The organism is Bifidobacterium stellenboschense, assembly GCF_000741785.1.
Lineage (GTDB): Bacteria > Actinomycetota > Actinomycetes > Actinomycetales > Bifidobacteriaceae > Bifidobacterium > Bifidobacterium stellenboschense.
The window spans coordinates 1-20323 of record NZ_JGZP01000007.1; the positions used below are offsets into that span (position 1 = coordinate 1).

Below are 20323 nucleotides of genomic sequence, written 5' to 3' on the forward strand. Positions count from 1 at the left end.
CACCGGTTTTGCGCACCAAAATCGCGCATAGCGCATAGGAAAGGAAGGAAAGGGAATCAGCGGCGTAGGAAGTCGAGGACCTTCGTCAGGTCGCGTTCGTTGATGGCCTCGTGGGCGGCCAGCTGGGTCTTCGGCTTCGCGCAGAACGCGATGCCGAGCCCCGCGGCCTGGATCATCGGGATGTCGTTCGCGCCGTCGCCCACGGCCACGGTTTGCACCATCGGGATGCCGTCGCGTTTCGCCCATTCGCGCAGCGCGTGCAGCTTCACCGTCTTGCACACGATGTCGCCGACCACCTTGCCGGTGAGACGGCCGCCGCGCACGTCGAGACGGTTCGCGAGCCAATGGTCGATGTGCGCCTCCTCGGCGAGACGGTCCACCACCTCATGGAATCCGCCGGACACGACGCCCACCTTCCAATGGTGCGCGTGCAGCTCGTCGATGAGCGCCAACGCGCCGTGCGTGAAATGCAGCTTGTCGTGCACCGTGTCGAACACGGAGACCGGCAGCCCCTCCAACAGTGCCACGCGGGCGCGCAACGCGTCGCAGAACTCGAGTTCGCCGCGCATCGCACGCTCCGTCACCTCGGCGATGCGTTCGCCGCAGCCGGCCGCCTCGCCCAGCTCGTCGATGACCTCCTCGTCGATGAGCGTCGAATCGACGTCCATGACCAGCAGTCCCGGCTCGGCGAGCGTCGGCGGCTCCGGAAGATCGTGTCCGGCCGCGCCGGCGTCGTGTTCGTCAAGGAATTGCGTGGTTTCAAGCGTCATGCCTCCGATTGTCGAAAAACCTTGGGACAATACCCCCTATGCTTTTCGACGCCATCCATGACGCCACGATCACGACCGCAACGGCCGTCAGCACCCCCACCCTCGCCGCCTCCGCCGCCGCGCCTGTCTGCCCGACCGGCGACGGCGGCCTCATCCAGATCATCACCGACTGGCTCGTCTCCCTCATGGAGACGGTCGGCGGCATCGGCGTGGCCCTCGCCATCGCCCTCGAATCGATCTTCCCGCCGATCCCCTCCGAAGTGATCCTGCCGCTCGCCGGATTCACCGCCTCCCGCGGCACCCTGCATCTCGCCGAGGCGATCATCTGGGCGACCGTCGGCTCCCTCGTCGGCGCGTGGGCGCTGTACGGCATCTCCCGGTGGGTGGGCCTGCATCGCATCCACAAGGCCGCCGACAAGATCCCCGGCGTGAGTCGCAACGACGTGGACAAGGCGAACGACTGGTTCACCCGCTACGGCACGTGGAGCGTGCTCATCGGCCGCGTGATCCCCGTCGTGCGCTCGCTCATCTCCATTCCCGCCGGCTTCAACCGCATGAACTTCCTGCACTTCACCGGATGGACGCTGCTCGGCTCGGCCGTATGGAACACGATCCTCGTCTCCGCCGGCTACTTCCTCGGCGCCGGATGGTGCTCGATCCTGGGATACCTCAACGTGTTCGAGGATGTGGTCATCGTCGCCTTCATCGTGGTCATCGCCGTGTGGGCCGTGCGCAAGGTGCGTACAGTGATGCAGAACAGACGATGAACGGAAAGGAGCGACGATGAGCGAGGAGACCGCCCGCGAACTGGCGGAGGCGAACGACCGGCTCATGGCGAGGAACCATGCGCTCGCCGAGGCGCTGAACCGCGCCGGCAAGGAGCTCACCAAGGCGCGCTCGCAGTTGGCGCAGCTCGCCCAGCCGCCGCTCACCTTCGCCACGATGGTGAAGGTCGACTCGTCGCGCATCGACGACATGGGCGTCCAGCACGCATCCGCCGAGGTCATCGCCGGCACGCGCCGCATGGTCGTGCCCGTCGCCGCGAACCTCAACGCGTCCCGTCTCGCCGCCGGCGCCACCGTCGTGCTCAACGAGAAGATGGTGCTCGTCGAGCAACGTGACCATGACGTGCTCGGCCCGGTCCGCACCGTCACTGAGACGCTCGCCGACGGCCGTCTCGTCGTCGCCGACGCGGGCGGCAATCCGAGCGTCGTCCGCCGCGCCAGCGCGCTCGCCTCCACCGCGTTCGACAAGGGCGACCGTGTCGTCGTCGAGGCGTCCGGCCGCATCGCCGTCGCCGCCCTGCCGAAGCAGGACGACGCCGACCTCGTGCTCGAGGAGACGCCCGACGTCACGTTCGACGACATCGGCGGCCTCGACCGTCAGATCGACCGCATCCGCGACGCCGTCCAACTGCCGTTCCAGCATCGCGACCTGTTCGCCCGCTACGATCTCGCCGCGCCCAAGGGCGTGCTCCTGTACGGTCCTCCCGGCAACGGCAAGACGCTCATCGCGAAGGCCGTCGCCCACGCGCTCGCCGAAGGCGTGGACGGCACGGGCACGGGCAAACCCGGCGTGTTCCTCTCCGTGAAGGGCCCCGAACTGCTCAACAAGTTCGTCGGCGAATCGGAGCGTCTCGTCCGCCTCATCTTCCAGCGTGCGCGCGAACGCGCCGCCGACGGCCGTCCCGTCATCGTGTTCATCGACGAGATGGACTCATTGCTGCGCACGCGCGGCTCCGGCGTCTCCTCCGACGTGGAGACGACGATCGTGCCGCAGTTCCTCGCCGAATTGGACGGCGTCGAATCGCTCGGCAACGTGATGGTGATCGGCGCCTCCAACCGCGTCGACATGATCGACCCGGCCGTATTGCGTCCGGGCCGTCTCGACGTGAAGATCCGCATCGACCGGCCGGACGGCGAGGCGGCCGTCGCCATCGTGCGCCACTATCTGACCGACGACCTGCCGCTCGAACACGGTCTCGACGCGGACGCGCTCGCCCGCGTGCTCGTGCGTGACATCTACACGCGTTCCGCACGCCGTCATCTCGCCGACGTGCGCGACGAGCACGGCACGTGGAACGCGCTGTTCCTCGCCGACGTGACGAGCGGCGCAAGCCTCAAGAACATCGTCGACCGGGCGAAGACGCTCGCCGTGAAGGCGTCGATCGAACGCGGCGGCGACGTGGCGATCGGCGTGGACCTGCTCGCGCGGGCCGTCGAGGACGAGTTCGCGGAGACCCGCGACTCGCTGCTCGACGCCGATCCCGTGCAGTGGAGTCGCGTCAACGGCTTCGACGCCGGAACCGTCACCGCGATCCGCGGCGTGGAACAGTAGCCGTGGAACAGTAGCAAGGAGTGGAACATGACCGTCAGACGAGTGATGGGGACGGAGACCGAATACGCGGTGTCGCAGCCGGGCGTCGCCTACTACCAGCCGGTCAAACTGAGCTTCGACGTGGTCGGCGCGGCCGCCGACGAGGCCACACGGCACATCCGCTGGGACTACCGGCAGGAGGACCCGGTCAACGACGCGCGCGGCACCAGGCTCGACCGTGCCGCCGCGCGCCCCGACATGCTCACCGACGCGCCCCAGCTCAACATCACCAACGTGATCGCCCCCAACGGCGGACGCATCTACGTGGACCACGCGCACCCCGAATACTCGGCGCCCGAAACCACCGACCCGTTCCAGGCGCTGCTCTACGACCACGCCGGCGACCGGCTCATGCTCGCCGCCGCCCAAGCCGCCAGCGCCGCCGATCCCGAACTCAAGGCGTCCAGACGCCCGGTCGTGCTCCACCGCAACAACGTGGACGGCAAAGGCGCCAGCTGGGGCACGCACGAAAACTACATGATGCGCCGCGACGTGCCGTTCGCGGACGTGGCAGCCTTGATGACCGCGCACTTCGTCTCCCGTCAGATTTGGGCCGGTTCCGGCAGGGTCGGCATCGGCGAGGCGAGCGAGACCCCCGGCTTCCAATTGAGCCAGCGCGCCGACACGATCCACGCGAAGATCGGCCTGCAGACCACGTTCGACCGGCCCATCATCAACACGCGCGACGAATCCCACTCCACCGGCGAATTCCGCCGCCTCCACGTGATCGTCGGCGACGCGAACCGCATGGACGTGCCCCAAGTGCTGAAGCTCGGCGTCACCTCCATCCTCCTGTGGACGCTCGAACACGCGCGCGAGGCCGGCTACGACCTCGACACGCTGCTCGGCTCCCTCCAACTCGCCGACCCGGTCGAGGCGATGCACACCGTCTCCCACGACCTGACGCTCGCCGCCGGACTGCCGCTCGAAACCGGCGGCACGACCACCGCGTGGCTCATGCAGGTGGCCCTGCGCCGCGCCGTCTACGAGGTCGCCGCCGCCACGCTCGGCACCGACACGAAGGGCGAACCCGCATGGGAGGACCGCGAGACCCGCAACGTCATGGCCATGTGGGGACAGGCGCTCGCCGACACCGCCGCCATCCGTCACGCCGACGACGACAAGCGCCTCACGATGAAGGCGGAGGCCGGGCGCGTCGAATGGCTGCTCAAATGGCAGCTGCTCGAAAAGCTGCGCCGCAAGATCGCCGGCAGGAACGGCATCGGCGCCGGCACCGCTGCCGCCTTGTGGGCCGACGCGCGCCTCGCCGCCGTCGACCTGTCCTGGGCGGCGCTCGACCCGGCGAAATCCGTGTTCGCGAAACTCGCCGCCGTGGGAAGCGCCGAACGCCTCGTCGACGACGACGCGCTCGCCCACGCCGCCCAGAACCCGCCCGAGACGACGCGCGCCTGGCTGCGCGCCGCGCTCGTGCGCACGTTCCCCGCCGACGTCGTCGCCGCCAGCTGGTCGCACCTCACCGTGCGCAAGCCCGCCGCCGCAGGCGACGACGCGGCGGACGCGATGCCGGCGACGTACGGCAACGCGTCCGTCGCCGAGGCGACGAGCGTGCGCCCCGGCGACCTCGTCAGCCTCGACATGTCCGACCCGCTCGCCTTCCGCAAGGAGAACGTCGAGACCGCGCTCGCCGAAGCGAACGACGCGGCCTCGCTGATCGAACGGCTCGCGCTGCGCCGATAGCCGCACGACACCGCCACAAAACACCGATAAGATGGTGAACCATGGCACAACAGGAGAATCTGCGCGACCTCGCGATGAAGGTCGCCGCCATCGCCCAGGCCGCCGGCAAACACGCCCTGCAGGATCAGATGGCACCGCATGACATGCTCATCTCACGCGACAAGCCGGAGGAACAGTCCAACGCGGAAGTCGACGGACGACTGCTGCGCTACATGTCCGGCCGTCTCGCTGACATGGAGCACTTCGACGGCTTCTGGCAGACGCGCCCCGCGCAGTCCCGTCCCGGGCAGCGCTACTGGTGCGTCGGCAAGATCGACGGCACCATCAACTACATCCGCAACATGAGCGAATGGGCCGTCACCGTATCCCTGTTCGAATTCAACGAGGAGGGTTCCGCGCAGCCGATCCTCGGCGTCGTGCACGCGCCGGCGCTCGGCGAGACGTATCTCGCCGCGAAGGGCGCGGGCGCGCTGCGCATCCGCAACACGCCCGTCGGCGAGAAGCGCGAGAAGGTCGTCCCGTCCATGACCTCCTCGCTGGACGGCGCGGTCGTCAGCTTCGGCATGTCCTACGTGCCCGGCGAGGCCGACCGCGCGCTGCACACCGTCGCCGCGCTCGCCGAAGGCCATCCCGCCGACATCAAGCGCGTCGGCCCCGCCTCCCTCGACCTGTGCAAGGTGGCCGACGGCACGTACGACGCGTACTTCGAGCCGATGCTGCACGATTGGGACATCCCCGCCATCTCCGCGGCCGCCGTGGTCGTCTGGGAGGCGCAGGGCACGCTGCGCCGTTGGAACGGCAACGGCATCCACTGGCGCCGGAACAACGACGTGCTGTGCACGAACGGTCTGATCGACCGGGAGCTCAAGCCGTATCTCATCCAACGCGACGGCGAGTGACGGTCGGACGGACGGACAAGGCGTACAGACAAGGAAGGAACGGAAGGGATCATCATGCCTCAGGAATTCGCACAGGCGAACCGGCAGGGCCGGACGGACGGGCAGGCCGCGGGCGAGGACCTGCAGTCCATGGCCGCGCAGGCCGCGCAGCAGTCGGACGTCGAATTCGACGCGCTCGATGCGGTGCTCGACGACATCGAATCCACGTTGGAGACCAACGCCGAGGAGTACGTGAACAGCTTCGTGCAGAAGGGCGGCGAGTGATGCCGCAGCTGCGCGACAGCGGCACGCGCGCCGCCCATGAGGCGGGCGCGACGCCGGCCGCCGAACTCGACGGCTTCATGCGCATCTTCGGTGTCGAGACCGAATACGGTGTGTCCGTCACGGGTGCCGACCGTCCGGTGGACGCCGGGCAGGTCGCGATGACCATGTTCCAGCCGGTCGTCTCCCGCGCCCGTTCGACGAACACGTATCTCGACAATGGCTCGCGCCTCTACCTGGACGTCGGCTCCCACCCGGAGTACGCGACCGCGGAGGCGCGCGACCCGTTCGACGCGCTTGCGCAGGACGCGGCCGGCGAACGCGTGATGGCGTCGCTCGCGGCCGACGCGCAGACGCGGCTTCGCGCGGGCCACGGCGAAGACGCGACGATTCACGTGTTCAAGAACAACGTGGACTCCGCCGGTCACGCGTTCGGCTGCCACGAGAACTATCTCGTGCGCCGGTTCGTGCCGTTGGAGACGATCGAGCGGCAGCTGCTGCCGTTCCTCATCACCCGCCAGCTGTACACGGGCGCCGGCCGGTTCACGCCGGACGGCTTCCAGATCACGCAGCGCGCCGACTTCCTCGACGAGGCGGTCTCGTCCGCCACGACGCGCTCCCGCCCGATGGTGAACACGCGCGACGAGCCGCACGCCGACCCCGAATCGTTCCGCCGCCTGCACGTCATCATCGGCGATTCCAACCGCTCCCAGTGGGCCACGTGGATGAAGCTCGCCGTCACGCACCTCGTCCTGTGCGTGATCGAGGACGCGGTGCGCCGCGGGCGTCCGAGCGGATTCGAGGATCTCACGTTCGACGATCCGGCCGCCGCGAACCGCGCGGTCAGCCGCTGGCTGGACGCGGGGGAGCGGCGGGTCGGCGATGCCGGGGCCGCCGGCATGCCCGACCCGCTCGCCATGCAGCACCGCTATCTCGACATCGTCGAGGCGTTCGTGCGCGACCATCACGACGCGGTCGCCGCGTCCCTGCCGAAAAGCGAGGTCGACGTCGTGCTCGCCGATTGGCGGTGGGCGTTGGAGATGCTGGAACGCCGGGACTTCCTCGCGTTGTCGACGCGCGTCGACTGGGCGGCGAAGCACGTGCTCGCCTCCGCGATGCGCCGTCGCAGGCCGGATCTGGACTTCGCGCAGCTGGAACGGATGGAGCTCGACTACCACGACGTGGCCAACGGGCGGCTCTACGGGTCTCTCGTCGCGCACAGCCGGTTGCAGGTGCTTCTGGAGGATTCGACCGTGGCGGCCGCGAAGCATGAGCCGCCCGCCGACACGCGCGCCGCGCTGCGCGGCGCGTTCGTGCGGCGCGCGCTCGACACGGGCGCGCAGTTCTCCTGCGACTGGACGACGCTCGTCGTCACCGCGCCGACCCGCCGCGAGGCGACGCTCCTCGACCCGTTCGGCGCCGAACCGTCCGACGCCTACCGCGCGTTGATGGCCGCGATGGAGTGAGAGGGTACAGGGAGACATACGCGAGGGCCTCCGCACCGATTCGGTGCGGAGGCCCTCGAAGTTCTATGCTGCTACACCGCTGGGCGGAAGGCTCACTTGGTGGTGACGGCCTTCTTCAGCAGGGAGCCGGCGGAGATGCGCACGCCGTAGGTGGCGGGGATCTCGATGGTCTCGCCGGTGCGCGGGTTGCGGCCCGTGCGGGCGGCGCGCTTGACGCGCTCGGCGGAGAACAGGCCGGTCAGCTTCAGGCCTTCGCCGGACTGCATGGCCTCGACGAACACATCCTGGAAGGCGTTGACGGCGGCCTCGGCCTGGGCCTTGGTCAGGTTGGACTTCTGGGCGATCTTCGAAACGAGATCAGACTTGTTGTATGCCATGAACAGCATCCTTCTTTGTCCGGGGACCGGCAACTTGGCCGCCGGTCCGTTTATTTCATCAATGATGATAGCGCATGATGAGGCCAAACAGCGCATTTTTCAACGATTTCACGTGTTCCGCGACGGATTTTCACGGATTTCGCGGATTGGTGGAACCCGCTCATTGCGGGAACCGTCACACGAGGTTGCGCTTGTCGAGCCACTTCATCGCCAACGCCCCCAACGGGATGCGCAGCCAGTAGAAGACGACGCGGTGCAGCAGCGTCGCGGACAGGGCCACGCCCTGCGGCACGCCCACCGCGGCGAACGAGACGGTGAGCGCCGCCTCCACGCCGCCCAGGCCGCCCGGTGTCGGCACCGCCGAACCGAGCGCGTAGGCGAGCATGAACACGAACGTCGTCTCGATCGGATTCGTGTTCACGCCGAACGCGAGCAGCGCCGCCCAGAACGCGAGCCCCGTCGTGATGTTCTGCAGAAGCGCGCCGGCGACGCTCACCGTGAGCTGGGCGGGCTGGCCGAGCACGTCGAGCAGCTGGTTGAGATAGCGTTTCGCGACCGGCACGAGCCGCTGCATGACGGTATGGCGCACCGGCGGGACCATCATCGCGACGGAGAACACGGCGACGGCGATGCCGAACACGATCGCCAGCGTGTTCGTCGGAATCATGCCGGAGAACGTGTTGCGTCCCGTGAACAGGCCGATGACCACGATGATCACCGCGTACGTCGCATAGTAGACGACGAGCGCCGCGCTCATGATCGCGGTCGCCGCCGTATTGCGGTAGCCGGATCGGCGCAGGAACTGGAGGTTCACGAACGAGGGGCCCACGCCCGCGGGCATCGACACGGTCGCGAAGCCGCCCGCCACTTGGCTCATGAACACGCCCGCCGGGTTGCGCCGGTCGCGGTCCATCAGCGCGCCGAGCGAGACCGACGACCCGATCCAGCCGCACAATCCGAACGCGAGGCAGACGAGCGCCATGACCGGATTCGCGTTGCGCACCGCGGCGATGATCTCGTCGGGGCGCATCTGCGTGAACACGACGACCGCGGCGACGATGAGCAGCAGCATCGTGATCATCGAACGCAGCGAGAACCGCGCCAACGTGACCGTCTCCACGGGGGCGTCCGCGGCGTCGGACTGGACGGCGCCGGCGGCCGCCGGCACGCCGTCCGACGACGCGGCGACGGTTTCGGCGTCGTCGTCGCGGCGCGGCGCGACCGCCTCACGCAACGATGTGAGCGTGGACTTGTCCCACGAGTCGAGCGCGCGCGTGGGGGCGGGCACCGCGATCTTCTGGATGAACGGGGCGATCGCGGCGAGCGTCGCCTCGTCCCACGCGTCGCGGGCCGCCGCCACCGCCTCGTCCACGCCGATCAGCGCGGCGAACAGGGCGAGCAGCTGGACCTTGTCCAACGCGACGTTGGCGGGGGAGGACGCGGCGTCGCCGTTCTGCCATCCGGCGATCACCGGCGTGCCGTCCTCGAAGCGCGACAGCACGCCCGGCGTGATGCGCCGGTGCGTGTAGCCGCGACGGTTCGCGACGGCCAGATAGCGCATGTAGTCGACGGCGTCGGCGCGCGTCAGCGTGTTCGGGTTCGCGGCGAGCTCCGTCGTATGCGCGTTGAGGATGAGGATCGCGGACTCCTCGGTGTCGGCGATCGCGTAGGGCGCCGGCGCGGGCAGCTTCACGTTGTGCAGGCCGAGCAGCATCGACAGGTGATGCTGGACGGCGTCGCGCGCCGACCGGTCGCGGCGCATCGCCACGCCGGAGAAGCGCAGCCAGTCCCACAGCTGTTTGAGATAGCCGGCCGTATGCGTCTGCGCGTCCAGCACGGACACCGTGTACCGGCCGCCGTCGCGGGTCTCGAGATCGTAGATGCGCGAGCCCTCGACCAGATCGTCGTCGAGGGAGGCGCTGAGCGAACGCACGCCCGGCGACGGGTCCTCGCGGCGCACCAGCGACGACGGGTCAAGGCCGACGCCGCGCAGCGCGGCCGCCAGATCCTCGCCCCACACGCCCTTGTTCTGCGTGCCGACCGCGAACCGGATGAGCATGCCGACCGTGCGCCCGCAGGCGAACGAGACGAGCATGCCGGTCACCGAATGCCAGGAGAGCACCACCATGACCGCGGCCGTCGCATACAGGATGTTCCACCCCCATTTGACGCTGGAACGCGTGCGGCGCGGGCCGGCGACGGTGAGGAACGAGGCCATGCCCGCGTACATGTTCGGCAGCAGTCCGGAGCCGAACGCGGTCGCGGCGGAGGCGAGTGACAGGGCGAGCGTCTTGTCGGCGAGCCCGCTGATGCCGGCGGACGCCAGCCAGACCGCGCCGTACCCGGCGAACATGGAAAGCGCGGAGACCGCGGACTGCAGCCATTCGCGGCTGAGCAGCAGCTGGCACAGGACCATAACCACGATGACGAGCGTGGCGAACTGCTGCAGGACGGTGGACGGGATCCCGGCCAGCCAGTCGATGGCCCGGGCGGCGGTGTGCGCGTCGGATTCGACGCCGCGCGTCATGCCGCCCAGATATACGGCGAACACCATGACGACGGCCGCCAGTCCGAGGGACATGGCGGCGCGTGTCAGATCACCGAAGTCGTGTGTGCGCCGGGGCGCCACATCGTCGATGTGCATGGGCTTATGCGGCTCCTTGCAGGGTGCGGGGTGGGACGGGTCAGCGATCGAAGGCGACGAGCTTCGAGGCGACGCCCGTGTACGTGGCCGGGGTGAGCGCCTTGAGACGGGCGGCGGTCTCCGGATCGAAGGACTGCTGGTCGATGAACGCCTCGACCTGCGCCTGGTCGATCGTGTGGCCGCGCATGAGCTCCTTGACCTTCTCGTACGGCTTCTCCATGCCCGGCAGGCCGCGCAGCTCGCAGGCGCGCATCGCCGTCTGGATGGGCTCGCCGAGCACCTCCCAGTTCTCGTCGAGCTCGCGCGTGATGACGTGCTCGTTCGGGTGGATGGACTTGAGGCCGCCCATCAGGTTGTACAGGGCGAGCTGCGAGTAGCCGAGCGCCGAGCCGATGTTGCGCTGCGTGGTCGAATCGGTCAGGTCGCGCTGCCAGCGGGACTCCACCAGCGTGGCGGACAGCGTGTCGAGCAGCGAGCAGGACAGCTCGAAGTTGGCCTCCGCGTTCTCGAAGCGGATCGGGTTGACCTTGTGCGGCATCGTGGAGGAGCCGGTCGCGCCCTTGACGGGCACCTGGGCGAACACGCCGCGCGAGATGTACATCCACACGTCCACGCACAGGTTGTGCATGATGCGGTTCGCGTGGGCGATGGTCGAGTAGAGCTCCGCCTGCCAGTCGTGGGATTCGATCTGCGTCGTCAGCGGGTTCCAGGTCAGGCCCATACGGTTCTCGACGAACTCGCGGGAGACGGCGATCCAGTCGACGTCCGGGCAGGCGGCCAAGTGAGCGCCGAACGTGCCGGTCGCGCCGTTGATCTTGCCCAGGTACTCCTGGTTCTCGATGTGCTTGAGCTGGCGGTTCAGACGGTAGACGTAGACGGCGAGCTCCTTGCCGAGCGTGGTCGGCGTGGCCGGCTGGCCGTGCGTGAGGGAGAGGAGCGCGAGGTCCTTGTGCTCCTCGGCCTTGGCGGCGAGATGGTCGATGATCTCCTTGAACGCCGGGGTCCAGACGTTCTCGACGGCGTTCTTCACGCAGCGGGCGATCGACAGGTTGTTGATGTCCTCGGAGGTGCACGCGAAGTGGACGAGCGTCTTGAGACGGTCGTTGATGTGCGTGGAGCCGGCCGGGGCCTTGGCGAACTGGTCATCGATGTAGTATTCGACGGCCTTCACGTCATGGTGCGTGACGGCCTCGTGCGCGGCGTGCTGCTTGATGCCCTCGGCGCCGAAGTCCTCCGGGATGGAGCGGAGGAACGCCTTCTCCTCCTCGGTGAACGGCTCGACGCCGTCGATGATCGGCCGATTGCCGTTGCCCTCGAAGCCGTTGGCCAGGAGGATCATCCACTCGACCTCGACGCGCATGCGCTCGCGGTTGAGGGCCGGCTCGCTCAGGTATTCCACGAGCGGGGCGGTGGCGTTGTGGTAGCGGCCGTCGAGCGGCGTCAGTGCGATTGCGGGGGAAATATCGGTAAGCTTCATAGTTGTTAGGGTACTTCCAGCCGTGAACCGGGGGAATGGCTGCGATTTGTGCCGTTCTGTGCGGTTTCTCTGTGCGATATTGTGCGGTTTTGCGGCTGTTCGCCCCCGTTTACATGGCCGTTTCCCGCGACCGTATACTGGCATGCGGCGTTCCCGCCCGGACCGCGCAGGTCAAGGAGCGCCGACGCGGGGCGTCGTCACGACGCCGGCGCCATCGTATCGTACCGTGCGCGGTCTTGGGAATCATCGAAGGGATCGTGGGAACAGCATGTCCGCCATCACCGATCGTCAATCATCGCAATCATCGAACTCCGTCGCGCCGGAAGCCGCGCACGACGGGACGCGCCTCAAGTGGCGGCCGCTCGACATCGCCGTCGGCGCGACGCTTGGCGTCGCCTGCGGCGTCATCTTCTGGGGCTTCAACTTCGCGTACATGCCGATCTCGTCGTTCCTCGGCGCCGTGCTGCCGGGACTTGCCAGCGTGACGCACGCCATGTGGTACTTCTCCGGCACGCTCGCCGTGCTCGTCCTGCGCAAGCCGGGCGCCGCGCTCTACGTGAACGTGGTCGGCACGCTCGTCGAGACCGTGATCGGCAGCCAGTACGGCATCGGATTCGTGATCGTCTCCGCGCTGCTGCAGGGCGTATTCGCCGAGATCCCGTTCTTCGTGACCCGCTACCGCGTGTTCAACCTGCCGGTCTCGATCGCCTCCGGCGCGATGGTCGCGCTCGAATACGGCTTCTATCTGCTGTTCTTCCGCTACCAGGGCGTGGCGCTCACGAGCCCGCGCGGCATCGTGCACATGATCTCCGAGGTGACGGGCGGCGTGGTGCTGAGCGGCGTCATGCCGTGGTTCCTCATGCTCGCCCTCGCCTCGACCGGCGTGCTCGACCGCCTCGCCTCCGGCCGGGCCCTGCTCCGCGCCCGTCCCCAGGCCTGACGCGCCGATTCGGCTCCCTCTGACGAGGGAGCTGTCAGCGAAGCTGACTGAGGGAGAGAAAGCGGGCGTCAGCCCGCATACGCAAACAGCGGACCTTCCGAAAGGAAGGTCCGCCGCTCTGCTCTGTATTACGATTACGCACCGGCCCGGCTCAGATGCCGAACTCCGCCTCCGCCACGGACTGCACCGAATCGCCGACCAGCTCGGCCGTATCCGACTTGGCCTGCTCAATGCGGCCGAAGAACGCGTCCGCCTCCTCGTAGGTCAGCGGATGGCCCGCCTCCTTGGCGATGGCCATGACCTCGTCGATGGTCTGCGCCGCCGCAAGCTTTTCGTCAAGTTCCTTCTCGCTGATGCCAGTCATAGTCGACTCCTTGCGTCTCGTACCGCGGCCGTCGCACATACGCCATCGGCGTCGGTGTCGTCGTGCGCCGCGGATTTCAGGAACCCCGCCCTCGGGATTCCCCGGCTGATTCCCGTTCTAGTCGTTTCCGGTCCGGGTGGGTAGCGTTCCGCCCGGCGTTTCTCCATATCCGTCACGGTTCGCTCCGTGCCTGTCACCGTTCCTTCCCCGTCCGTCACGCTTTGCTCCTTGGTTTGCCATGGGAATGTGCGTCGAATCATGGAGCGAACCGTGACGGTCGTGGAGGGAGCCGTTGGATTCACGGAACGAACCGTGCTAATCCGGGAGTGAACGGATGATGACGACGTACGGACGCACACGGACGACGAGGAGGATCCGATATGGACGATGACGAACGGCGGTGGATCGGCGGGACATTGGAACGGCTTTCGCATTCGGCGTTCCGCGCGAAATTCGAACTGACCGCCAAGGACCGCGCCTATGCGCGCGACAAAGGCAAGGCGACCATCGACCGGCATGCGCGCGAGATGCTGCGCGCCCGCGTCGGCGACGCCGAGCCGAGGAACGACGGGCGGCAGACCCCGTGGCGCGGGCATCCGGTGTTCACCGCGCAACACGCGACCGCCACCTGCTGCCGCGGATGCATCGAGAAATGGCATCACATCCCCAAAGGCCGTGCACTGACCGACGCGGAGGTGGACCGTCTCGCCGACCTCGTCATGGCATGGATCGAACGCGACCTCGTGAACCATCCCGTGAATCAACCCGCCGGTCCGAGATGACGTGTCCGGCGGCGCGCGCCGAAACGGTACGCCGGGGACCATCAGGGACGCAACGGGGATGACGGAAAAATCAAACCCCTTGGAATCGTTGGAATTCCAAGGGGTTTCCAGTGACCCCGGCCGGGCTCGAACCGGCGACCTACAGATTAGAAGTCAGTTGCTCTATCCAGCTGAGCTACGGGGCCAAACCCGTCACACTATAGCGGCTGGGGTGGAACGGCGCATGGAAGTGGCGCATGGGACGGCACACGCGCTTGCACGCCCATCGGGGAACACCCCTAGGGGATGCGGCGACGGACCGGTAGCTATACACTGGCCCTGGAAACGGCCCGACGGCCGGACCGAGGAAGGAAGTCCGTCAAGGACGACGAACGAAAAACGGGATACAGACGCATGCGACCGATGCGCGCACGTCCCGCAGGAGTGGAAGAGGGCCGCGACCATGCCGAAGCCAGAGGAGCCGCACGGATCGCCGATATCACGCGGACCGCAACGATTACACGGACCGCAGCAATCACGCGAACCGCGGGAATCCCACGCGCCTCCGATGATCGAAGTGCGCGACCTGCGCAAGGAGTATCCCGCCGACGACGAGACCGTGGTCGCGCTCGCCGGCATCGACCTGGTCATTCCGCGCGGCCAGATCTGCTGCATCTATGGTGAATCCGGATCCGGCAAATCCACGCTGCTCAACCAGCTCGCCGGCATGGAGAAGCCGACCCGCGGCGGCGTGCGCATCGGCGGCACCGTCATCTCCCGTCTCGACGAGCGCGAGCTCGCCGCGTTCCGCCAGCGTCATCTCGGATTCGTGTTCCAGTCGTACAATCTGCTGCCCAACCTCACCGCCGTGGAGAACGTCGCGATGCCGCTCATGTTCCGCGGCGTACCGAAACCGGAGCGCGAACGGGCGGCGCGCGCCATGCTGAGACACGTCGGCCTCGGCAGGAGGTTGTCCCACTATCCGACGCAGATGTCCGGCGGGCAGCAGCAGCGCGTCGGCATCGCCCGCGCGTTCGTCGCCAGGCCTCAGGTCGTGTTCGCCGACGAGCCGACCGGCAATCTCGATTCCAGGACCAAGATCGACGTGATGGAGATGATCGTCTCCTTCGCGCGCTCTCTTGACCAGACGATCGTGCTCGTCACGCACGACGACAACATGGCCGCCTACGCGGACCGCGTCGTCACACTGCTCGACGGCCGCATCATCGACGATCGCGTCATCGACCATACGACCGACATCCCGAGCCAAGGAGACCCACGATGACCCCATCCATCCACCGCGCCCTCACCGCGTTCACGGTGCTGCTCGCCACGCTGGCGCTCGCATGCTCCGTCGCCGTTGCGGCCACGCCGTCGTCCGCCTTCGCCGACGACTCCGCGACCACGGCCGACCAGGGCTCGTCCGTCACGGCTCCCGCTCCGATCTCCGGCCCGGTGCCGAACATCATCATCACGAACTTCACGTACGGCGACGGGTCGGTGGCGGTCGGCAGCGACTTCACCCTCACGTTCACGTTCCAGAACATGGGCCGCGTGGCGGTCGGCAACATGGTCGTCACCGTGGACGGCGGCGAGAACTTCGCCATCTCCGGCGGCACGAACACGTTCTACTTCGACACGCTGTACGCCGGCTGGTCGCTCACGCAGAGCGTGCCGATGCAGGCGCTGCAGAGCGCGAAGAGCGGCGCCCAACCGGTGAATGTGAGCTTCCGGTACGAGTACGTCGACAACGGCGCGCGCTCGTCGAACACGTCCGACATCCGCATCTCCGTGCCGGTCTCGCAGCCGGACCGCTTCCAGCTCAACGATCCGGTCGTGCCCGAGGGCGTGACCGTCGGCGCGGAGACGACGATCACGATGGACTATGTGAACAAAGGCAAGGGCGACATCGCCAACGTGGAGGCGTCGATTGAGGGCGACGGACTCGAGACGACCGTCAAGACGCAGTACGTGGGCAACGTCGCGTCCGGCGCGAACGGCTCGATCGGTTTCGCGTTCACACCGACGCAGTCCGGTGCGATCGAGGCGAAGCTGCATGTTGCCTACGAGGATTCCGACGGTCATGCGCAGTCGAAGGAGTTCCCGGTCACGATCGAGGCGGCCGAGCCGGCGCCGACGCCCGACGACATGGGCGCGACGGTGGAGGAGCCGCAGCCCGCCGTACCGTGGTGGGCGGTGGCGCTCGTCGCAGGCGGCATCGTGCTGCTGGTCGTCGTGGTCGTGGCGCTCGTCGTGCGCCGCCGTCGCAGGAAGCGCAAGGCGAAGGCCGATGCCGCGGACGACGAGGATTGGGACGATTGGGGAAGGCCGGTGTCCGCGTCGTCGGCTCCGGCGCAGCCCGCCGACGCGGTCGCCACGCAGGTGATCGCCGGCGCCGGTACGATCGGCGGCGCCTCGGCCTCCGATGTGAAGGGGCGTGCATGAGATTCGCGGACATCCTGCGATTGTGCGGGCAGAACCTGCTGCGCCGCAAGTCGCGCACGATTCTCACCGTGCTGGGCGTGGTCGTCGGATGCTGCTCGATCGTCATCATGGTCTCGCTCGGTGCGGGACTGACCGAGCAGAACCGTGCGATGCTCAGACAGATGGGCGACCTGACCATCATCAACGTGTACGCGCAGGGCTCGGCCTCCGGCGCGATGACGATGGGCGGCGCGTCCTCCTCCGGTTCGGGTTCGGGCACGTCCGCGAAACTCGACGACGCGACCATCGACGACATGAAGCGGATTCCCGGCGTCGTCGGCGCGAGCGCGCAGATGACGCTCGACACGCCGGTGCGGCTCACCGCCGACAACGGGCGGTACATCGCCGACTACGGCACCATCGAGGCCGTGGATCTGAGCCAGCTCGACGTCCTCGGATTCGCGATCGCGGACGGCGCGAAGCCGGTGAAGGACGACGAGGTGCTCGCCGGCCAGTACTTCGCCTACCAGTTCATGGACAAGTACCGTCCCGAGGGGCAGAACTACCGGCAGCAGCCGTATGACATGGGCGACGGCACCGTCATGGAATGCGACGACATGGGCAATTGCGCCGCCGTGCCCGCGGACCAGGCGAAGGGCGCGTTCTTCGACCCGATGACCACGCAGATCACGCTCACCATCGGCGACGAGGAATCGGGCGGCGCCACGGCCGCGACCGGCACGACCGGCGCTACGGGGACTTCGGACGGCGGCTCCGGCACCGCCGCATCCACCGCGCCGAACGTGTTCAAGCTCAAGGTGACCGGCACGCTCAAGGAGGACTACAACAAGGGGCAGTCCACCTCCAACGGCCTGCTCATGGACCTGGACCAGCTCAAGGCGATGATTGCGAAGGCCGACAGGACCGCGGCGAAGACCACGACCTACGGTTCGGCGCTCGTCAAGGTCTCCGACATCTCGCAGGTCTCCGACGTGGAGCAGCAGATCCGCGACATGGGCTTCGGCACGAACTCGAGCGAACAGACGCGCAAGAGCCTCGAGGAGCAGTCGCGCGCCATCCAGCTGGTGCTCGGCGGCATCGGCGCGGTCTCGCTGCTCGTCGCCGCCATCGGCATCACCAACACGATGATCATGTCCGTCACCGAACGCACGCGCGAGATCGGCATCATGAAGGCGCTCGGCTGCTACGTGCGCGACATCCGCATCATGTTCCTGGGAGAGGCGGGATTCATCGGTCTGCTCGGCGGCCTGATCGGCTGCGTGGTGAGCGCCCTCGTCTCGCTCGTCATCAACCTGATCGCGTTGGGCGGCGTGAACGGCACGACCATATGGAACGCGATCGTCGGCGGCGAGGACGTGAGCCGCGTCTCCGTGATCCCGTGGTGGCTGTACCTGTTCGCGTTGGCGTTCTCTTGCGCGATCGGCGTCGTCTCGGGCTTCCAGCCCGCCAACCGCGCGGTGAGGATTCCCGCGCTCGACGCCATCAGGAACGACGGCTAGCGCGGGGTCGGCTGGCCGTCGTGGCGAGGCCGCCGGCCGACCGGGAGGCCGCCGGTCAGCGGCCGAGCGTCTCGCGGATGCGGCGCGTGATCGTCTTCACGGTGAGCCCGTAGCGCTCGTTGAGTTCCGTCAGCGGCACGCGGTCGGTGAACTCCTTCGCAGCGCCGAAGTTGAGCACGCGCATGCCGTCACCTGCACCTGCACCGTCACCTGCACCTGCACCTGCGCCCGTGGCCCCGTGGTTCGCGTAGTACGCGGTCACCTTCTCGCCCCAGCCGCCTTCCAGCTGTCCGTCCTCCAGCGTGACGACGAGGCGATGCCCGTCGCGCAGCGCCTCGAGCGCGGCGACGTCGAGCGTCGTGCACTGCCGCGGGTCGATGAGGGTCGCGTCGATGGGGGAGCGGCTGGTATCCGCGCCGGTCTCGCCGGTCTCGCCGGTCTCGCCGGTCGCGTCATCGGTGTCCGTCGTCGGCGCGGACAGCGCCTCGACGACCCGCTCGCCCAGCGGATGCGTGTTGCCGAGCGCGATCACCGCCACATCGGCACCCGCATGATCCACGCGGTACGCGAGCATGTCCGCCGCCTTCGCGTCCCCGCGCCCCCTGGAGGGGGAGCTGCCGTCCGCAGGACGGCTGAGGGGGTGTCCGCCGTAATCGAACTCCCCGCGCAGCACCGCCTCGGGCGACGACTCGCGTCCCAGCGCGCGTTCGCGGTCGAGGATCGCCTGACCGGGCACGCGGATCACCACCGGACCGTCCGGCGCATCGGCCGCGTCCGCCGGCGACGTCGCCCACGCGAGATCGTCGAGATAGTCGCGCGTCGAGGTGGGGACAAGCATCGTGACTCCCGGGATGTTCGCGAACATCGCGACGTCGTACGCGCCGGAATGTGTGTTGTCCGAACCGGACAGGCCGCCGAGGAAGTCGAGGACCGTCACTCGCGAACGGTTGAGGCTCATCTCTTGGAAGAACTGGTCGTAGGCGCGTTGGAAGAACGACGCGGTCGTCGCCACCACCGGCGTGCCGCCCGCCTTCGCGATGCCGGCCGCGAACGTGACCGCATGCGCCTCGGTGATGCCCGTGTCCACGTAATGCGCGCCCGCGCGCTCGCGGAACTCGTGCGTGATGCCGTTCGAGCCGGGCGTCGCCGGCGAGATCACGACGAGTCCCGGCTCGTCGGGGAAGCGGCGTTCCAGCGCGGCCATCGCGAGTTTGCCGTAATGCTTGCGCGGGTCGTCGAGGCGTCCCAGCGCCTTGTCCGGCGTCTGCCAGTGCGACGCCTCGCACTGGCCCTCGTGCGGCGCGGCGTCCGGCAGGTCGCAGTGGTCGGAGCGCCACGGCTCGGCGTGCGCGATGTTGCCAGTCGCGTTGACGCCGGTGTCGGTAGCGTCGACGGCGTCGGCCGCGGTCGTGCCCGCGCCGTCCGCGCCCACGGCCGCGACGTCGCCGCCCGCGAAACCGGCGCCCTTCAGCGTATGGATGTGCACGACGACCGGACGGTCGGTGCCCTTGACCGCCTCGAACGCCTCGACGAGCGCGTCGACGTCGTTGCCGCGCGCCACATACCGGTAGCCGAGGCCGAACGCCTCGAACAGGTTCGGCTGCGCGGTGCCGTTCGACTCGCGCAGCCGCGCCAGCGGGCCGTACATGCCGCCGAAGTCGCCGGCGATCGACATCTCGTTGTCGTTCAGCACGATGATGAGGTTGCCGCCCTGCTCGGCCGCGTTGTTCAGTCCCTCGAACGCGATGCCCGAGCTCAGGGAACCATCGCCGATCACCGCGACCACGGCACCGATGCCCGCGTCGTCGGTGCCGTCGGAGGCCGCGAGCGCCATGTCGCGCGTCTTCGCGAGGCCGCAGGCGAGCGAGATCGACGTGCCCGTGTGGCCGAGCGTGAACTGGTCGTGCTCGCTCTCCGCGGGGTTCGTGAAGCCGGTCACCTCATCGAAGCGCGCCGGATCGAGATACGCGGCGGCGCGGCCGGTGAGCATCTTGTGCACGTAGCTCTGGTGCGACACGTCGAACACGATGCGGTCGTGCGGCGAGTCGAACACGCGGTGCAGCGCGACCGTCGCCTCCACCATGCCGAGGTTCGATCCGATGTGGCCGCCGTGCGCGTGGCCGTAGGCGAGCAGCGTGGACCGGATCTCGCGGCACAGTCCGTGCAGTTCGGCGCGGGAGAGCGCCTTGACGTCGGCGGGACCCGAAATCCGTTCCAGAATGCCGTTCGTCATATGCGTCTCGCTCCTCCCGATGGTGTCCTCTGCCGACCGCAAGCCTAGACGCTCCCGCCGCCAGCGGTCATACGCCACGCGGCGATACTCCCAACATCTCCGTAAATCGCCCG

General features: G+C 68.1%; 17 protein-coding genes and 1 tRNA gene. 11 read left to right on the forward strand and 7 right to left on the reverse strand.

What is annotated here, in order from left to right; all coding sequences use genetic code 11:
* Positions 1-56: 56 nt before the first annotated feature.
* On the reverse strand, positions 57-770 hold the full coding sequence (gene serB / locus BSTEL_RS02830; RefSeq protein WP_034526909.1) for a phosphoserine phosphatase SerB: 714 nt from the start codon (positions 768-770) through the stop codon (positions 57-59).
* Positions 771-808: 38 nt separating this feature from the next.
* On the opposite strand from serB, the gene BSTEL_RS02835 reads away from it, so the two are divergent.
* Genes BSTEL_RS02835 through pafA form a run of 6 tightly spaced genes read left to right on the forward strand, consistent with a single transcriptional unit; the run spans position 809 to position 7470 of the window.
* Complete coding sequence (locus BSTEL_RS02835; protein ID WP_084686075.1) at positions 809-1537, forward strand: DedA family protein; 729 nt, start codon at positions 809-811, stop codon at positions 1535-1537.
* A 16-nt stretch (positions 1538-1553) separates the two neighbouring features.
* Complete coding sequence (gene arc, locus BSTEL_RS02840; protein WP_034526912.1) at positions 1554-3107, forward strand: proteasome ATPase; 1554 nt, start codon at positions 1554-1556, stop codon at positions 3105-3107.
* A 27-nt stretch (positions 3108-3134) separates the two neighbouring features.
* Positions 3135-4844 (forward strand): depupylase/deamidase Dop, encoded by a 1710-nt coding sequence (dop, locus tag BSTEL_RS02845; RefSeq protein WP_034526915.1) that lies wholly within the window; start codon positions 3135-3137, stop codon positions 4842-4844.
* Positions 4845-4885: 41 nt separating this feature from the next.
* Positions 4886-5743 (forward strand): inositol monophosphatase family protein, encoded by an 858-nt coding sequence (locus BSTEL_RS02850; protein ID WP_034526917.1) that lies wholly within the window; start codon positions 4886-4888, stop codon positions 5741-5743.
* A 54-nt stretch (positions 5744-5797) separates the two neighbouring features.
* Entirely contained in the window at positions 5798-6007 is a 210-nt protein-coding gene (locus BSTEL_RS02855; protein ID WP_034526920.1) for a ubiquitin-like protein Pup, read from the forward strand.
* The gene (gene pafA / locus BSTEL_RS02860; protein ID WP_034526922.1) at positions 6007-7470 is read left to right on the forward strand and encodes a Pup--protein ligase; all 1464 of its coding nucleotides are present in this window, start codon (positions 6007-6009) and stop codon (positions 7468-7470) included. The genes BSTEL_RS02855 and pafA overlap by 1 nt, the downstream gene beginning before the upstream one ends.
* A 92-nt stretch (positions 7471-7562) precedes the next feature.
* Here pafA and BSTEL_RS02865 read toward each other — a convergent pair whose 3' ends face one another.
* The 3 genes from BSTEL_RS02865 to purB form a co-directional block, all read right to left on the reverse strand.
* A complete protein-coding gene (locus tag BSTEL_RS02865) occupies positions 7563-7847 on the reverse strand; it encodes an HU family DNA-binding protein (RefSeq protein WP_034527014.1) in 285 nt (94 codons plus the stop codon).
* A gap of 175 nt (positions 7848-8022) precedes the next feature.
* Positions 8023-10491, reverse strand: coding sequence for a lysylphosphatidylglycerol synthase transmembrane domain-containing protein (locus tag BSTEL_RS02870; RefSeq protein ID WP_051922799.1), 2469 nt, complete (start codon positions 10489-10491; stop codon positions 8023-8025).
* 40 nt (positions 10492-10531) lie between these two features.
* Complete coding sequence (gene purB / locus BSTEL_RS02875) at positions 10532-11968, reverse strand: adenylosuccinate lyase (RefSeq protein WP_034526926.1); 1437 nt, start codon at positions 11966-11968, stop codon at positions 10532-10534.
* Between the two features lie 268 nt (positions 11969-12236).
* On the opposite strand from purB, the gene BSTEL_RS02880 reads away from it, so the two are divergent.
* Positions 12237-12908: an ECF transporter S component gene (locus BSTEL_RS02880; protein WP_034526928.1), complete on the forward strand. Its 672-nt coding sequence runs from the start codon at positions 12237-12239 to the stop codon at positions 12906-12908.
* A gap of 151 nt (positions 12909-13059) precedes the next feature.
* Here the strand turns inward: BSTEL_RS02880 and BSTEL_RS02885 are convergent, their stop codons facing one another.
* Entirely contained in the window at positions 13060-13272 is a 213-nt protein-coding gene (locus BSTEL_RS02885) for a Nif11-like leader peptide family natural product precursor (RefSeq protein WP_034526930.1), read from the reverse strand.
* 380 nt (positions 13273-13652) lie between these two features.
* Between BSTEL_RS02885 and BSTEL_RS02890 the strand changes: the two genes are divergently transcribed.
* Positions 13653-14054 carry a DUF4186 domain-containing protein gene (locus BSTEL_RS02890; protein WP_034526933.1) on the forward strand — a complete coding sequence of 134 codons (402 nt, stop codon included), beginning with the start codon at positions 13653-13655 and terminating at the stop codon, positions 14052-14054.
* Positions 14055-14165: 111 nt separating this feature from the next.
* Here BSTEL_RS02890 and BSTEL_RS02895 read toward each other — a convergent pair.
* Positions 14166-14239: transfer RNA gene (locus BSTEL_RS02895), tRNA-Arg, on the reverse strand.
* A 362-nt stretch (positions 14240-14601) separates the two neighbouring features.
* Between BSTEL_RS02895 and BSTEL_RS02900 the strand changes: the two genes are divergently transcribed.
* Genes BSTEL_RS02900 through BSTEL_RS02910 form a run of 3 tightly spaced genes read left to right on the forward strand, consistent with a single transcriptional unit; the run spans position 14602 to position 17977 of the window.
* Entirely contained in the window at positions 14602-15318 is a 717-nt protein-coding gene (locus BSTEL_RS02900) for an ABC transporter ATP-binding protein (protein ID WP_156963139.1), read from the forward strand.
* Positions 15315-16478 (forward strand): COG1361 family protein, encoded by a 1164-nt coding sequence (locus BSTEL_RS02905; RefSeq protein WP_034526935.1) that lies wholly within the window; start codon positions 15315-15317, stop codon positions 16476-16478. The genes BSTEL_RS02900 and BSTEL_RS02905 overlap by 4 nt, the downstream gene beginning before the upstream one ends.
* A complete protein-coding gene (locus BSTEL_RS02910) occupies positions 16475-17977 on the forward strand; it encodes an ABC transporter permease (RefSeq protein ID WP_034526942.1) in 1503 nt (500 codons plus the stop codon). The genes BSTEL_RS02905 and BSTEL_RS02910 overlap by 4 nt, the downstream gene beginning before the upstream one ends.
* A 55-nt stretch (positions 17978-18032) precedes the next feature.
* Here the strand turns inward: BSTEL_RS02910 and BSTEL_RS02915 are convergent, their stop codons facing one another.
* A complete protein-coding gene (locus BSTEL_RS02915) occupies positions 18033-20210 on the reverse strand; it encodes a 1-deoxy-D-xylulose-5-phosphate synthase (RefSeq protein ID WP_034526944.1) in 2178 nt (725 codons plus the stop codon).
* Between the last annotated feature and the right edge of the window lie 113 nt (positions 20211-20323).

Excerpts from the sequence above, each read along its gene's own strand:
- BSTEL_RS02915 (WP_034526944.1), bottom strand. The coding sequence starts at position 20,210 with ATGACGAACGGCATTCTGGAACGGATTTCGGGTCCCGCCGACGTCAAG.
- BSTEL_RS02880 (WP_034526928.1), top strand. The coding sequence starts at position 12,237 with ATGTCCGCCATCACCGATCGTCAATCATCGCAATCATCGAACTCCGTC.
- pafA (WP_034526922.1), top strand. The coding sequence starts at position 6,007 with ATGCCGCAGCTGCGCGACAGCGGCACGCGCGCCGCCCATGAGGCGGGC.
- BSTEL_RS02855 (WP_034526920.1), top strand. The coding sequence starts at position 5,798 with ATGCCTCAGGAATTCGCACAGGCGAACCGGCAGGGCCGGACGGACGGG.
- BSTEL_RS02835 (WP_084686075.1), top strand. The coding sequence starts at position 809 with ATGCTTTTCGACGCCATCCATGACGCCACGATCACGACCGCAACGGCC.
- serB (WP_034526909.1), bottom strand. The coding sequence starts at position 770 with ATGACGCTTGAAACCACGCAATTCCTTGACGAACACGACGCCGGCGCG.
- purB (WP_034526926.1), bottom strand. The coding sequence starts at position 11,968 with ATGAAGCTTACCGATATTTCCCCCGCAATCGCACTGACGCCGCTCGAC.
- BSTEL_RS02870 (WP_051922799.1), bottom strand. The coding sequence starts at position 10,491 with ATGCACATCGACGATGTGGCGCCCCGGCGCACACACGACTTCGGTGAT.
- BSTEL_RS02905 (WP_034526935.1), top strand. The coding sequence starts at position 15,315 with ATGACCCCATCCATCCACCGCGCCCTCACCGCGTTCACGGTGCTGCTC.
- dop (WP_034526915.1), top strand. The coding sequence starts at position 3,135 with ATGACCGTCAGACGAGTGATGGGGACGGAGACCGAATACGCGGTGTCG.
- BSTEL_RS02890 (WP_034526933.1), top strand. The coding sequence starts at position 13,653 with ATGGACGATGACGAACGGCGGTGGATCGGCGGGACATTGGAACGGCTT.
- BSTEL_RS02850 (WP_034526917.1), top strand. The coding sequence starts at position 4,886 with ATGGCACAACAGGAGAATCTGCGCGACCTCGCGATGAAGGTCGCCGCC.
- BSTEL_RS02900 (WP_156963139.1), top strand. The coding sequence starts at position 14,602 with ATGATCGAAGTGCGCGACCTGCGCAAGGAGTATCCCGCCGACGACGAG.
- BSTEL_RS02910 (WP_034526942.1), top strand. The coding sequence starts at position 16,475 with ATGAGATTCGCGGACATCCTGCGATTGTGCGGGCAGAACCTGCTGCGC.
- arc (WP_034526912.1), top strand. The coding sequence starts at position 1,554 with ATGAGCGAGGAGACCGCCCGCGAACTGGCGGAGGCGAACGACCGGCTC.
- BSTEL_RS02865 (WP_034527014.1), bottom strand. The coding sequence starts at position 7,847 with ATGGCATACAACAAGTCTGATCTCGTTTCGAAGATCGCCCAGAAGTCC.
- BSTEL_RS02885 (WP_034526930.1), bottom strand. The coding sequence starts at position 13,272 with ATGACTGGCATCAGCGAGAAGGAACTTGACGAAAAGCTTGCGGCGGCG.